A 14,362-nucleotide genomic window follows, 5' to 3' on the forward strand; every position below is an offset into this window, starting at 1 on the left:
TCATGATCAGGAAATCGACGGTTTAACATATGAGCGCCGCCTAGCTCGAAAGATGGATTCGTGACTGCCAACGAGGACTCGTTCACCAACTGGAAGAACCGCGAGGAGATCGCGGAGTCGATGATCCCGATCATCGGGAAGCTGCACCGGGAGCGGGACGTGACGGTCCTGCTGCACAGCCGCTCCCTGGTGAACAAGTCGGTGGTCAGCATCCTCAAGACCCACCGGTTCGCCCGGCAGATCGCCGGCGCGGAGCTCTCGGTCACCGAGACGCTGCCGTTCCTGAAGACCCTCGCCGAGCTCGACCTCGGGCCGTCCCAGATCGACATCGGCATGCTGGCCGCGACGTACCGCGAGGACGACCGCGGTCTGTCGGTCGCCGAGTTCACCGCCGAGGCCGTCGCCGGGGCCACCGGTGCCGACAAGATCGAGCGCCGCGAGGGACGCGACGTCGTCCTCTACGGCTTCGGCCGCATCGGCCGGCTGGTCGCCCGGCTGCTCATCGAGAAGGCCGGCTCGGGCAACGGACTGCGCCTGCGGGCCATCGTCGTCCGCGGCGGAGGAGAGCAGGACATCGTCAAGCGGGCCTCGCTGCTGCGCCGCGACTCCATCCACGGCCAGTTCCAGGGCACGATCACCGTCGACGAGGCGACCAGCACGATCGTCGCCAACGGCAACGAGATCAAGGTCATCTACGCGAACGACCCGTCCGAGGTCGACTACACGGCGTACGGCATCAAGGACGCCATCCTCATCGACAACACCGGCAAGTGGCGCGACCGCGAGGGCCTGTCGCAGCACCTGCGCCCCGGTATCGACAAGGTCGTGCTGACCGCGCCCGGCAAGGGCGACGTCCCGAACATCGTGCACGGCGTCAACCACGACACGATCAAGCCGGACGAGCAGATCCTGTCCTGCGCCTCGTGCACCACGAACGCCATAGTGCCGCCGCTGAAGGCGATGGACGACGAGTTCGGCGTGCAGCGCGGTCACGTGGAGACCGTCCACTCGTTCACCAACGACCAGAACCTGCTGGACAACTACCACAAGTCCGAGCGCCGGGGCCGGTCCGCGCCGCTCAACATGGTCATCACCGAGACCGGCGCCGCCTCCGCCGTCGCCAAGGCGCTGCCCGACCTCAAGGCGAAGATCACCGGCAGCTCCATCCGGGTGCCGGTGCCGGACGTCTCCATCGCGATCCTCAACCTGCAGCTCGCGCGGGAGACCACGCGGCAGGAGGTCCTCGACTACCTGCGCGAGGTGTCCCTGACCTCGCCGCTGAAGCGCCAGATCGACTTCATCAGCGCCCCCGACGCGGTCTCCAGCGACTTCATCGGCTCGCGCCACGCCTCGATCGTCGACGCCGGCGCCACGAAGGTGGAGGGCGACAACGCGATCCTCTACCTCTGGTACGACAACGAGTTCGGCTACTCGTGCCAGGTCATCCGGGTGGTGCAGCACGTGTCCGGCGTGGAGTACCCGACGTACCCGGCTCCGGCGGTCTGACCGACGGAGTGCCGGCGAAAGCGCGGGGCGTGCGGGCCCCGCGCTTTCGCACGTCCGCGGCGGGTCAGCGGCGGGTGAGCTCGATCCGGTACTCCCGCGCCTGCGAGCCGTCCTCGCCGGTGATGGAGACGACGTGGGCCGTCCCGCCCCGGGAGGTGTCCTCACGGACCGTCACGTCGGCGTAGGGGTCACGCGGGGTGGCGGTGACCCGGGCCCGCTCCGGCCGGTCGACCGCCGTCCGGTAGCTCGTCCGGTCCGGGTCGAAGCCGCTCAGCGGCACACCGTCCACCTCGATCGAGGCCGCCGCGGCGTCGGCGGAGGTACCCGGTGCCTTGGCGTACACCTCGATCTCGCCGAGGGTGATGTAGCCGCCCGGGCGTGCCGTCATGACCACGCGCACGCCGGTCACCGGGCCGCTCGCGCGCACCGGTACGTCGGCCACGGGCGTGCCCTCGGCGCCCACGGGGACGGTGTCGCTCGCGTCGGCCCAGGTGCCGTCGGCGCCGCGCACCTGCACCTTGAGGGACTCGGCGAAGCTGACGTTGGTGCCGTCGCGGTGGAAGTGGGTCACGACCCGGGTCAGATCGCGTGGCTCCGGCAGGGTCAGGGTGATGGTGTCGGACGGGTTCTTCGTGCCCGACTTCCAGTTCGACCAGGCCTTCTCGGAGGTGTTCCCGTTGCGCAGGCCCTCGGCGGAGTACCCGCTCTCGGTGTACGTCGCGCCGACCGTCACGCCCTGGTCGCGCGCGGCGTTCGTCTCCCGGGGTGCGGTGACCTGGACGCGTACGGTCGCCGCCGCCGTCGTCCCGCCGGGGACCCGGGCGGTGCCGCGCAGGGTCACCACCCCGGCCTCGTCGAACGCGCCCTCGGGTGCGGCGTCCCAGGTGACCGGGAGGTCGGCGGTTCCGCCGTGCCGTCCGACGCCGGTGACCGTTGCGGGCAGTGCGGGCCGTCCGCCGGTGTAGGTCTTGGCGCGGGCGGGGCGGGTGGCGGCGACGGTGTCCACGGTGACCAGCGCCTCGGCGGGGAGGGTCCGGCCCAGCGCGTCGGTCGCCCGGCCCTTCACCCGTACCGTTCCGGGTTCGCGCCAGCGGGACGGCGAGGGCAGTGTCCACGCGACGGGGAGCGCGCCCCGGGCGCCGTCGCGGAAGACGGGGGTCACGGTCGTGGGCAGTTCGGGGGCGTGGCCGGGGACGGTGAACGCCTTGGCGGGCTGTGTGCGGAGCACCGTCTCGTCGGTGACGCCCCACCGCTGGTTGGCCGCGGAGGTCGGCAGGAACGCCGACACGCGGGCGCCGTCCGCCGTGGACTGCCCGACGACGTCGAGCAGACGGCCCGTGGCGGCGTTGACGAAGGTCCAGGTGCCGTCCCCGGTGGTCGACATGATCCACTGGGCGGCCGGTGACGCCGGTGTGCCCGCGTCTTCGAGGGTGGCGTCGTCGTCGCGCACGGCGAGGCGTCTGTCGTCGGAGGCGTTGACGAGGGCGTAGCGGTCGCGGTTGCCCTCACCGCGGGTCAGCCGCTGCACGGACCACAGCTGGGACCTGGCGGCCGGGTCGTTCGTGCGGACGACGACGCCGTCACCGTCGGCGGACGGGGCCAGCGACTTGCCGCTCTGGGCGCCCTGGAGGCGGTAGACGTGGCCGGGCTGGACGAGTGCGGCGTCCGCGGCGGTGCCGGACACGCCGTCGACGAGGAGGGTCGTGACCGACTTCGGCGGCACGGTCAGTGTGGCGGAGTCGTCCTTCACCTTCACGGGCGTGCCGCGGACCAGTGCGCCCTCGGCACTGGTCACCACGGGGGTCACGGTGGCGCCGGGGGCGACGCGCCGGAACTTCGAGAGGTCGAGGGTGACGGCGCGCGGGGTGGTGCCGTTGTTGACGTGCACCACGGTCGCTCCGCGGCCCGACTTGCGTACGGCGGCGACGCTGGAGGGGTCGTCGGCCTTCACGAAGTGGTCGCCGGGCCGGATGTGGTGGGTGAAGTTGCGCAGGGTGTGGAACTTGGTGTTGGCCCTGATCGGGCAGGTCTCCAGGGTGTCCTTCGCGGTGCAGTTGAACGGGATGTGGATGCTGCCCCAGTTCTTGCCCGCCTGGGCCTGCGGGATGGAATCCTCGACGGGCTGCCACAACACCCAGGCGGAGGGCTCCAGTTCACGGATGTCGTCGACGACCCGGGTGGCGATGCCGAGCCCCGGTTCCATGCCGGTGAAGTCGGTGCCGGTCCCCCAGGTGCCCTCGACCTCGCTCATCCAGAACGGTTTGTCCGCGGCCTTGGCGCTGTCGCGGGCGCTGGTGCGCATGCCGGTGCCGTAGGTGTGGACGTTGAGCTGGTCGACGGCGGCGCGGGCGGAGGCGTCGTAGGCGTTCCAGTTGCGGACGAACGTGCCGGGGTTGGTCTCGTCCATGGCGGAGACGGTGGCGCGGGTGCCGGCGTCCTCCAGTGCGCGGTGCAGGGCCAGGACGACCTTCTGCTGGAGTTCGGGGCCGGCGTGCGCGCCTTCCTGGCGGCCGCCGGTGGGCTGTCCGTCGGGGCCGAGCTGGGTGCCCCAGTAGTTGGTGTTGGGCTCGTTCAGCGGGGCGATGGTGTCGAAGCGGATGCGGTGCTTCTTCTCCAGGTGCTCGGTCACCCTGACCAGGTAGGTGGCGAAGTCGTCGACGCGGTCGGCCCGGATCTGGTCGGTGTTGGCGTCGAAGCCGCCGGAGACGTAGCCGCTGACGGTCTGGAACCAGGGCGGGGAGTTGCTGAAGGCCTCCCAGCGGGTCACCTTGCGCTTGACCTGGTCCACCCACCAGCGCTGGTTCGCGTCGGCGGACCAGTCCCAGTGGTCGGGGTCGTCCGGGTTCCACCAGTCGGTGTCCTCCCGGGTGGTGCCCGGCGGGGCCTTCCAGAAGCCCTCCATGGTCGCGCCGACCTTCATGTAGTCCTTGCGGACGTCCGGGGCGTTGCCGCCGCCGATGTTGTAGCGCGCGATGTTCAGGCGCAGGCCGTCCTCGCCGAACAGCATGTCGACGAGCTTCCTGCGGATGGGTTCCGGATAGCCGCCGGTGATGTTGGCGAACCAGACGAGGCTCGTGCCCCACCCTTCGAACTCCTGCTGCCGGTACGACGGGTCGATCCGCACCGTGACCGCGCTGCCGGGAGGTTCGGCGGCAGCGGCGGGCGGCACGGCCACGAGCCCCGCGCCGAGCGCCAGGGGGATGGCGGCCGCCAAGGCCCGGGCGAGGCGATGTCTGCTGGACATGAATTCCCTTCGGGAGCGAACAGAACCGCGCAGAACCAATCGAGCTTCCCGAATGTTTTAGGACGGCAATCAACACGTCAAGAGGCAGGACGAGTTGGGGAACCGGCGCACGCCCCTTGACGCGTTCCGCCCCGCCACCCCAATAATGACCGTCCACATATCTAAACAACGTTCTCTGTTGTGTACGGGAGCGAACGCGGAGGCACAGTGGCCGGTTCAGGCGCAGCCCGCAGTCGTCCGATCGTCACGTCCCTCGTCGTCCTGCTCGCCGCCTCCGGCTGCTCGGTCGCCGGGGCCGACCCCATCGGCGGCGGACCGGACGACTTACGCATCGTCCTGCCCGAGGAACCGCCCACGCTGGAACCCTGTGACGCCTCGCTGACCGCGACGGGCCGGGTGACCCGGGCCAACATCACGGAGGCGCTCACCGAGCGCGACGCGTCCACCGGACGCCTGGAGCCCGCCCTCGCCACCGAGTGGGCCCGGAATTCGGCCACTTCGTGGACCTTCACCCTCCGCAGGGGCGTCACGTTCCACGACGGCTCGGCGTTCACGGCGGCCGCGGCGGCGTTCTCGATCGAACGCGCCACGGACTCGGGGATCGACTGCAACGTCGACGGCTACATCTTCGCGGACGGCGAGCTCACCGCCACGCCCGTCGACGAGGACACCCTCCGGGTCACCACGGCCAGGCCCGCCCCGATCCTTCCCCTGCGCCTCTCTTTCGTCGAGATCGTGCCGACGAGCACCGACCCCGACTCCCGCGTGCGCGAGCCGGTCGGCACGGGCCCCTACCGGATCGACGAGTGGAACCAGGGCCGTTACCTGCGGCTGAAACGCTTCCCCGGCTACTGGGGCAAGACCCCCGACTTCGCCGCGGCCACCTACGTCTGGCGTGCCGAGGGCAGTGTGCGGGCGGCGATGGTGACGAACGACGAGGCGGATGTCGCGATCGGCCTCGCACCCGAGGACGGGGCCGGTGACCGCGCCGTGGAGTTCGCCACCAACGAGGTCTCCTACCTGCGGATGGACGCCGGCAAGCCGCCCCTCGACGACATCCGGGTCCGGCAGGCCGTCAACTACGCCATCGACCGGGAGGGGCTGACCACGGCGGTCTTCGCCGGGCGGCCCAGCGGGCAGCTCGTGTCGAAGGGCGTCACCGGCTACAACGCGAGCGTCCGGCCGTGGCCGTACGACCCGGAACGGGCCAGGAAACTCGTCGCCGAGGCCCGCGCCGACGGGGTCCGCACCGACACCACCCTCACCATCGTCGGCCGCAACGGAATCTACCCGAAGGCCGCCGAGGCGATGGAGGTCGTCCAGGACGGCCTGATCAAGGCCGGGCTGAAGGTCAGGATCAGGATGCTCGACGTCAACGCCTGGCTGGAGTACCTGCTGCGCCCCTTCCCCGCCGGCGACACCGGCCCCACCCTGCTCCAGGCCCAGCACGGCAACCAGGCGGGCGACGCCGCCTTCACGATGGGCCAGATCTACGGCAGCGAGGGCGCCCAGAGCAGCTACGGTACCGCCGAGTTCGACGCGCTCATCGAGCGGGCCGAACGCGCCTCGGGCGGCAACCGGCAGAAGGCGTTCGCGGAGGCGTTCAGCCACCAGAACGACAAGGTCGTACGGGACGCCGTGCTGGCCAACATGACCGGCCTGCTGGCCCTCTCCCCCAAGGTCCGCTACCGGCCCGACTCCGCCACCAACGACGAGATGCGGCTCGCCGACATGCGGCGCGCGGACTGAGGGAGAGGACCTCACGTGCTGACCCTGCTGCGCCGCCGCGCGGTCTCGAGCGTCATCCCGCTGCTGTTCGTGGTCCTCGGCGTGTTCTTCCTGGCCCGCCTCACCGGAGACCCCGCGAACCTGTACCTGCCGCTGAGCGCGACGCCCGAGATGCGGGCCGAGTTCGCCGCCCGCAACGGCCTGGACGACCCGCTGATCACCCAGTTCGGCGACTACCTCGCCCAGGTCGCCCACCTGGACTTCGGCGAGTCGCTGCGCACCGCCCAGCCGGCGGGCGAGGCCGTCCTGCGGGCGTTCCCCGCGACCCTGCAACTGGCCGGCTGGACGATGCTGCTCGCCCTCGCGGGCGCCGTGGTCATCGGCAGCCTGGCGGCCTACCGCCCGAACTCGGTCACCGACCGGATCGCGACCTTCCTGTCGTCGACGGCCGCCAGCGTCCCGGACTTCTGGATCGCCATCATGGGCGTACTGGTCTTCGCGGTGACTCTGGGCTGGCTGCCCACCTCCGGCACCAGCGGCGCGGCGGCCTGGGTGCTGCCCGTGGCCACGCTGCTCATCCGCCCGTTCGGCGTGCTGGTCCAAGTAGTGCGCGGCGCCATGGTCTCCGCACTGTCCGCCCCGTACGTGAAGGTGGCGCGCGGCAAGGGGGCCTCCGAGGTCCGGGTGGTCTTCGGGCACGCCCTGCGCAACGCGGCCGCACCGGCACTCACCGTCGCCGGCGACCTGGCCGTGGGGCTGGTCAACGGGGCGGTCGTCGTCGAGACGATCTTCGGCTGGCCCGGGATCGGCAAACTCATGATCGACTCGGTGCTCCAGCGGGACTTCGCGGTGCTCCAGGCCGCCGTCCTCGTGACCGCGCTGGCGATCTTCGCCCTCAACATCCTGGTGGACCTCTGCCACGCGCTCCTCGACCCGCGGGTACGGCAGCGGGCGGCGGCATGAGCCAAGGACGGGACATGCTTGACACTTCCGAGGCCGGCGGTCCGGCCGTACGGCGACGCTGGTTCGCCCTGCTGCTCCGGGACCGCTTCGCCACCGCGGCGGCCGTGGTCCTGATCCTCGTCGCGCTGTGCGCCGTGCTCGGGCCCGTTTACGCCGGGGACCTGGCGACCCGCCAGAACCTGCGCGCCCCGGGCCGGCCGCCGTTCGGTCTCGACCACGGCTGGGCCTTCGTGCTCGGCAGCGACTCCCTCGGCCGGCCCGTCGCCGCGCGGCTGCTGGCCGCGGCCGGGACGACCCTGGCGGTGGCGGTGCCCGCCGTGCTCTGCTCACTCGTCATCGGCTCGGTGTGGGGCATGTGGGCGGGGTACCACGGCGGTTGGCGCGAGAGCGTGTCGCTGCGGGTGGCCGACGTGATCCTCAGCTTCCCCTCCCTGCTGCTGGCCGTGGTGGTGCTGTACGTCTTCTCGCCGAGCGCCGCGAGCCTGGTGCTGGTGCTGGCCGTGGCCCGGATCCCGGTGTATCTGCGCACGGCCCGGGCGGAGGCGGCCGAGCTGCGCAGCCGGCTGTTCATGGACGCGGCCCGGACGTTCGGCACGGGCGGCTGGGCGGCCATCCGGCGGCACGTCGCGCCGAGCGTGCTGCCCACGCTGCTCACCGTCGCCGCGCTCGACTTCTGCTTCGTGATGCTGGCCGAGTCGTCGCTGAGCTTCCTGGGCATCGGCATCCAACCGCCGGACGTCAGCTGGGGGTTGATGGTGGCGCAGGGGCGGCAGGAGTTGCAGAGCGCATGGTGGATCGCGCTGTTCCCGGGGCTGGCGATCGTCGTCACGACCGTTTCGGCGACCGTACTCGCCTCCTGGGCCCGGCTGACGACCGACCCGGGGCAGCGGTGGCGGGAGGGGCTGGGGCGGCGGTCCCGAGGGCTGCGGAGTGACCGGGGGTCGCGGGGTGATCGGGGGTCGCGGGGTGATCGGAGGTCGCGGGGTGACCGGGGGCGGTCCGCGGCGGGCGACGCGGCCACGGAAGAGGAGAGGGAGGAGGAGCGTTCGGTGCCCGGCAGCGCGGCCGGTTCCGGCGCCCGTCCTCCCGGTGAGGGCACCGAGGCCGATGTCCTGGTCGTGGACGACCTGTCCGTCGACGTCCACACCCCGACCGGTCCCGTGCACGTCGTCCGCCGCGTGAGCTTCGCCGTACGGTCGGGCGAGACGCTGGCGCTGCTGGGCGAGTCGGGCTGCGGGAAGAGCATGACCGCGCACGCCGTCGCTGGTCTGCTCGACCCGGTCGCCGAAGTAGTGGGCGGGCAGGTGCGCCTGGACGGCGTGGACCTGCTCGGGCTCGGGGCACGGGCCCGGCGCCGGCTGGCCGGCCCGGGGCTCGCCATGGTCTTCCAGGACGCGCTCAGCGCGCTCAACCCCGTCCACACGGTCGGAGCCCAGCTCGCCGAGCCGTTCCGCATCCACGAGGGCCTGTCCCGGCGTGCGGCGAGGGCCCGGGCGGTGGAGCTGATGGAACGCGTGGGCATCCCGGAGGCCCGCTCCCGGGCGGAGGCCTACCCGCACCAGTTCTCCGGCGGGATGCGGCAGCGCCTGCTGATCGCGACGGCGGTCGCCCTGCAGCCGAAGGTCCTGATCGCCGACGAGCCCACGACGGCACTGGACGTCACCGTGCAGGCCCAGATCATGGACCTCCTCGGCGAGTTGCGCGCCGAGCAGCGGACGGCGCTCGTCCTCATCACCCACGACCTCGGACTCGCCGCCGAGCACGCGGACCGGGTCGCGGTCATGTACGCCGGAACGGTGGTGGAGACCGGGCCGGTCGCCGAGGTGTTCGGCAGGCCCCACCACCCGTACACCCGGGGTCTGCTGGCGTCGGTCCCGGCCGAGCAGCACCGGGGCGCCCGGCTGACCTCCATCGCCGGGAGCCCTCCGGAGCCGGGCTCCGTACCGGCGGGCTGTGCCTTCCGCACGCGCTGTCCCATGGCCCGGGAGCGCTGCGCCACGCACCGGCCGGCGCTGACCGGCACCGGGGCCGGCCGGGCCGCCGCCTGCCACTTCGGGAAGGAACTGGCCGATGCCTGAGCACGCGGCACTGCTGGAGGCCACCGGTCTGGCCAAGAGCTTCACGGTCCGGCGGACCCTGCGGGGCGGCACCCGGCTGCGGGCGCTGGACGGTGTGGACCTGACCCTGGGGCGCGGGGAGACCCTCGGACTGGTCGGCGAGTCCGGCTGCGGCAAGTCCACGCTGGCCAGGGTCCTCCTGCGGCTGGAGCGGCCCGACGCGGGCAGCCTGCGCCACGACGGCGTCGACCCGTTCGCGCTGTCGGGTGCGGAACTGCTCGCCTGGCGCCGGAAGGTGCAGATGGTGTTCCAGGACCCGTTCGGCTCGCTGGACCCCCGCCTCACGGCCGCGGATCTCATCGGCGAGCCCTGGCTGACCCACCGCGGGCTCGTGCCCGCCGCGAAGCGGGCGGGGCGGGTGGCCGAACTGCTGGAGATGGTCGGCCTGCGCGCCTCGGACGCGCGTCGCCTGCCGCACGAGTTCTCGGGCGGGCAGCGGCAGCGGATCGGGATCGCCCGTGCCCTCGCGCTGGAGCCCGAGGTGATCGTCTGCGACGAGCCCGTGTCGGCACTGGACCTGTCGGTGCAGGCGCAGGTGCTCAACCTCCTGTGCGACCTGCGGGACGAGCTGGGACTGTCGTACGTGTTCATCTCGCACGACCTGTCGGTGGTGCGGCACCTAGCCGACCGGGTCGCCGTGATGTACCTCGGCCGGATCGTGGAGACGGGCCCCACCGAGGAGGTCTACGAGCGGCCGCGGCACCCGTACACGGAGGCGCTCCTGTCGGCGGCCCCCGCTCCCGTGGCCGGCGGCCGGCGCCGCAGGCAGCGCATCGTGCTCACCGGCGAGATCCCGTCGCCGGCCGACCCGCCGTCCGGGTGCCGGTTCCGGACCCGGTGCCCGCGGGCGCGGGACCTGTGCGCCGAGGTCGTCCCCACGCCGGTGCCGGGCGCGCCGCTCCACGGGGCGGCGTGCCACTTCCCCCTGGAGGAGACCCGCGCGGTCACGGCGTGACGGAGGGTGTCAGTCGACGGCCTCCACCAGGAACTCCTGGTCCCGTGCCCCGGTGCACCGCTGCTGGGCGATCTCGGCGCCGGCGGCCCGGTCGTCGGTGCCGTTGACGCCGAGGCACATGCCGTTCTGCACCACGTGGATCCGGTAGCCGTCGCTCTCGGTGTCGCCTACGCGATCGAAGTAGAAGTGCTGGCTCGTGCGGTCCGCGGAGCAGCTCTCCCAGGGCCAGGGTTCGAGCAGTCCCTCGACCACGTGGCCGCTGCCCAGTGCGGTGAGACAGCCGTCGCCCTGCACGGGGTGCCGCCACTGGATGTAGTACGAGCCCGTGGTGCCGACCGACACCAGTGACAGGTCGGGCGGTGTTGCGTCGGCACAGGGCCGTTGGGCGGCGATCTGGCTGCGGTAGCGGCCCTTGCGGTCGTGGCCTTCGGTGAGGCACAGCTGCGGAGCGACGACCGGCCGGATCCGGGACCGTCCGGGTGCCGGTCCCTCGGGATCGGCGGTGGGATCGGGGGACGCCGAAGGGGCGGGGCGCGGGGCCACACCGGCCGCGCTCGTCGTCCCGTCCCGGTCGCCCCTCTCGTCGGGCAGCAGCGCCCAGGCTCCCACGGCGGCGAGCAGCAGCGCCGCGCCGGCCGAGGCCGCGAGGACCCGCCGGTTTCCGATCCGGCCCGCGACCGACGGCCGGGTGGCGGGTTCCGGCGCCGGCGCTCCGTCCGGGTCCGACGGCTCGGCGGCGGCCAGCCGGTTCCTGGCGTCCAGCCAGTCGGCGATGTCCTCGTCCCTGCCGCAGGCCCGGACGAACGCGGCGACCACTTCCGCGCGCGGCAGCGAGTCCCGGCGCAGCAGGTCGGCCACCGTGCTGCGGGCGAGCACGTCCCCGCGCCGCTCCGCGTCGGCCTCCAACTGCCGGTAGGTCAGACCGGCCTGCTGCTTGAGCTCACGCATACAGGCCACGAACTCCGCGGCGCTGCGCGCCTCGTGGGGTAACGGACCCTGCTGTCTCTCCATGTCCGGCCATCCTCGTCCTGCCACCGGCCGGGGACAATCCGGGATTCTGCCAATCGCCGTCCGCGGCGACGTGCCGTGGCCGGTGCCGCGCCCTTGCCGCACGTGACCGCGTGACTGGTGCCGCGCCCCACGGGAACGCGGCACCAGCACGCGACGTGGCGCCCTCAGCGCATGAAGACGCCCTCGGCATTTGAAGACGGCATCGTCCTGATGCGCCCGGTGCCGGCCCCGCGTCGGCCGACCGGCCGCTGAGCGGCGGCCGGTCGGTCCGTGGGCTCGGTCGACCGGCATGAGACAGGGGCCCGGCCCCGGCTCCTACCGGGTCAGTGGCAGCAGCCGTCGGCCTGCTCGGGGCCGGGCGCGGTGTCCAGGCGGCAGAAGCAGGACGCCTGGATCGGCACGTCGGCCAGCGCCGTCGCCAGTTTGAGCTGCTGGGCCACGAGGGCCGCCTCGCCGGTCTTGCCCGTGCGCAGCAGGCACTCGTGGAAGCCGTGCAACGACCAGATGTTGCCCGGGTGCTGGAGGGCGCGGGGCAGGGTGTCGTCCAGGCCGAGGTCCGCGCGGTACACCGCCTCGGCCTGCGCCACCCGGCCCTGTTCCAGCAGCAGCGCCCCGTAGGCGTGGCGGGTGGGCTGCATCCAGCCCCAGGGCTCGTCGTAGGGGAGGTTGTCGTCGAGCTCGATGGAGCGTTCCAGGGCGGCGAAGGCCAGGTCGTGGTTGCCCCTGCGGTACTCGAGCTCGCCGTCCAGCATGGCCGCCGCGATGGCGAGGATGTCGTGGCAGGTGTTGTTGAACAGCATCCGCGTCCCGGGCACCCGGGTGACCGCCGCGCGGAACAACTCGCGTTCGGTCTCGGCCCGGGCGACGTCGCCGGTGGCCGAGAGGGCGACGCCGCGGGCGTAGTGCCGCAGGGCGGTGGTCACCGAGTAGAGCTCCGGGTCGGCGGGGGCCGGCAGGGCGAGGATGTCGGTCCAGCGGCCGAAGCGGATCAGTACGTGGACGCGCATGCCCAGGAAGGCCTCGAGCCAGTCGGCCATCGGCGGACTCTGCACGCGGAGCAGGTCCTCGGGCACGGCGGCTTCCAGCTCGGCGGCGGTGTCCAGGGCGACCCGCTCCTGGCCGAGGAACATCGCCCCGTAGATCTTGAAGTGGTAGTTGTGCACCCGGTAGAGGGTGTAGAAGTTCATCGCGCCGGACCGCCGGCGGAACTTCTCGTCGGCCGCGATCGCGTCGCTGTTGGCGGCCACGACCCGGCGGTAGTCGCCGCACAGGACGTCGAGGTGCGAGGGCATGTGGAGCAGGTGCCCGGCATCGGGCACGACGCCGCGCAGGCGGTCGGCGACGGTCAGTGCCTGCTCCGGCGTCGGGGACATCTCCATCAGGTGGATGTAGAGGTGCAGGACGCCGGGGTGGCCCGCCCCGGCGTCGGTGCCGAGCGCGCTCTCCAGTACGGCCCTGGCCTCCAGGGTGCGGGCGCCCTCGGCCGGCCGGCCGGTCTTCAGGTCCCACAGCTGCCAGGGGGTGAGGTTCATCAGGGCGTCGGCGTGGAGCGTGGCGATGTCCGGGTCGTCGGGAGCCAGTTCGTACACCGCGCGCATCGCGTCCGCGTAGGGCTCGTTCCACACCGAGCAGTCCTCGACGGCATCCGGCTGCGGATAGCGGGCGCGCAGCGCACCGATGAGGGCCTGTTCGACCGGGGTGGCGCCGGCGGCTCTGTCGTGGGCCCGTTCGACGGCGGTGTGCGTGCGTTCGACGGTGTCGGCCAGCTCCTCGTCGTCGAAGAATTCCCAGGGCTTGTTGTAGTTCGGGCCGAGCGCGTAGGCGATTCCCCAATGGGCCATCGCGCACTCGGGATCGGCCGCGGCCGCCTTTTCGAAACAGGCGACGGCTTCCTCGTGGTGGAAGGCGTACGTCCACACCAGGCCGCGATCGAACCAGAGTTGCGCTTCCGCCGAGGACGTGGTGACGGGACGGCTGTGGGTCCCGAGGTCGTAATAGTCGCCCATGGTTTTCTCCTCGGAACACGGGCCGGGGCCAGTGAGAATAGCGGCCGGCGACAGGACGTCATCGACTTCCGATAAGTTCTCCTATTTCCACATTAAATCGAGTCGGCGTTGTCCACGCGGCATTCGACCGGTCGGCTCCGAGCCTTGATCGCTGCGGCCGACCTGGCGGCCTGTTCGATCTTCGCGCGATGGGCCGCACGGGCTTCCTCGTCGATCTGCTTCTCGTGTTCGGCGCGCATCCCGGTCCGGCCGTCGAGGCCCTCGCGCAGGATATCGGCGTGCCCGGCATGCCGGACGGACTCGCTGAGGACATGGACCATGACGGCGAACAGGTTCGTGTCGGCATAAGGCTCCGGCCACCACGGCACATGGCCGGGGGCGTCGAGGGGAAGCTCGTTGATCGTCGCGTCCGAGTGTTCCCACGTGCGCCGGTAGAACCCGAAGATCTGATCACGGGTCTCGTCCTCGGTCGCCCACAGATCGCCGCCGTCGGAGTCCTGCCACCGGGGCAGCGGTTCCGGGGAAGGGCGGTCGAAGACCTCGCCGAAGTACCTGGCCTCGACGGTGGCCACGTGTTTGACCAGGCCGAGGAGGTTGGTTCCGGTCGCTGTCAGAGGTCGGCGGACGTCGTATTCGGACAAGCCGTCGAGTTTCCAGAGCAGCGCCTTGCGGTCCCGCCGCAGTCTCCCGTGCAGGTTGTCTTTGGCGAAGTCATCGATCATGCGGCAGGAGCCTGCCATGGGCTGCTCGTGGTCTCAAGATCCCGTAAGTGGCCCGCCGTGACCGGCACTTCCGCGGATCGTCCCCGGCGGTCAGACGCTGCTCAGCAGCT

9 protein-coding genes are annotated in these 14,362 nt (G+C 71.9%); 5 read left to right on the forward strand and 4 right to left on the reverse strand.

Translation table 11 applies throughout. The features are described from left to right. The first annotated feature begins 60 nt into the window (after nucleotides 1-60). Nucleotides 61-1,506, forward strand: a complete 1,446-nt coding sequence (locus tag ACSUPV_RS01145) for a glyceraldehyde-3-phosphate dehydrogenase (protein ID WP_031118463.1) — start codon at nucleotides 61-63, stop codon at nucleotides 1,504-1,506. A gap of 64 nt (nucleotides 1,507-1,570) precedes the next feature. Here ACSUPV_RS01145 and ACSUPV_RS01150 read toward each other — a convergent pair whose 3' ends face one another. Next, nucleotides 1,571-4,750: an RICIN domain-containing protein gene (locus ACSUPV_RS01150; protein WP_436946730.1), complete on the reverse strand. Its 3,180-nt coding sequence runs from the start codon at nucleotides 4,748-4,750 to the stop codon at nucleotides 1,571-1,573. Nucleotides 4,751-4,957: 207 nt separating this feature from the next. Here ACSUPV_RS01150 and ACSUPV_RS01155 point away from each other — a divergent pair, with 207 nt between their 5' ends. The 4 genes from ACSUPV_RS01155 to ACSUPV_RS01170 are packed head-to-tail and all read left to right on the forward strand — an operon-like array spanning nucleotide 4,958 to nucleotide 10,513. Further along, nucleotides 4,958-6,499, forward strand: a complete 1,542-nt coding sequence (locus ACSUPV_RS01155) for an ABC transporter substrate-binding protein (RefSeq protein ID WP_436946731.1) — start codon at nucleotides 4,958-4,960, stop codon at nucleotides 6,497-6,499. 15 nt (nucleotides 6,500-6,514) lie between these two features. After that, nucleotides 6,515-7,441: an ABC transporter permease gene (locus tag ACSUPV_RS01160; protein ID WP_037761335.1), complete on the forward strand. Its 927-nt coding sequence runs from the start codon at nucleotides 6,515-6,517 to the stop codon at nucleotides 7,439-7,441. Between the two features lie 14 nt (nucleotides 7,442-7,455). Next, entirely contained in the window at nucleotides 7,456-9,519 is a 2,064-nt protein-coding gene (locus tag ACSUPV_RS01165) for a dipeptide/oligopeptide/nickel ABC transporter permease/ATP-binding protein (protein ID WP_436946732.1), read from the forward strand. Then, complete coding sequence (locus tag ACSUPV_RS01170; RefSeq protein ID WP_436946733.1) at nucleotides 9,512-10,513, forward strand: ABC transporter ATP-binding protein; 1,002 nt, start codon at nucleotides 9,512-9,514, stop codon at nucleotides 10,511-10,513. Before ACSUPV_RS01165 ends, ACSUPV_RS01170 begins: the two co-directional genes overlap by 8 nt. 9 nt (nucleotides 10,514-10,522) lie before the next feature. On the opposite strand, the gene ACSUPV_RS01175 is transcribed toward ACSUPV_RS01170, so the two are convergent. The 3 genes from ACSUPV_RS01175 to ACSUPV_RS01185 all read right to left on the reverse strand — a co-directional run bounded on the left by ACSUPV_RS01175 (nucleotide 10,523) and on the right by ACSUPV_RS01185 (nucleotide 14,252). After that, a complete protein-coding gene (locus ACSUPV_RS01175) occupies nucleotides 10,523-11,524 on the reverse strand; it encodes a helix-turn-helix domain-containing protein (RefSeq protein ID WP_436946734.1) in 1,002 nt (333 codons plus the stop codon). 323 nt (nucleotides 11,525-11,847) lie between these two features. After that, nucleotides 11,848-13,530 carry a hypothetical protein gene (locus tag ACSUPV_RS01180; RefSeq protein WP_436946735.1) on the reverse strand — a complete coding sequence of 561 codons (1,683 nt, stop codon included), beginning with the start codon at nucleotides 13,528-13,530 and terminating at the stop codon, nucleotides 11,848-11,850. 92 nt (nucleotides 13,531-13,622) lie between these two features. Beyond that, complete coding sequence (locus ACSUPV_RS01185; protein ID WP_382608363.1) at nucleotides 13,623-14,252, reverse strand: DinB family protein; 630 nt, start codon at nucleotides 14,250-14,252, stop codon at nucleotides 13,623-13,625. Between the last annotated feature and the right edge of the window lie 110 nt (nucleotides 14,253-14,362).

The sequence above is a fragment of the Streptomyces sp. SudanB52_2052 genome, from assembly GCF_964272415.1.
GTDB classification, from domain to species: domain Bacteria; phylum Actinomycetota; class Actinomycetes; order Streptomycetales; family Streptomycetaceae; genus Streptomyces; species Streptomyces olindensis.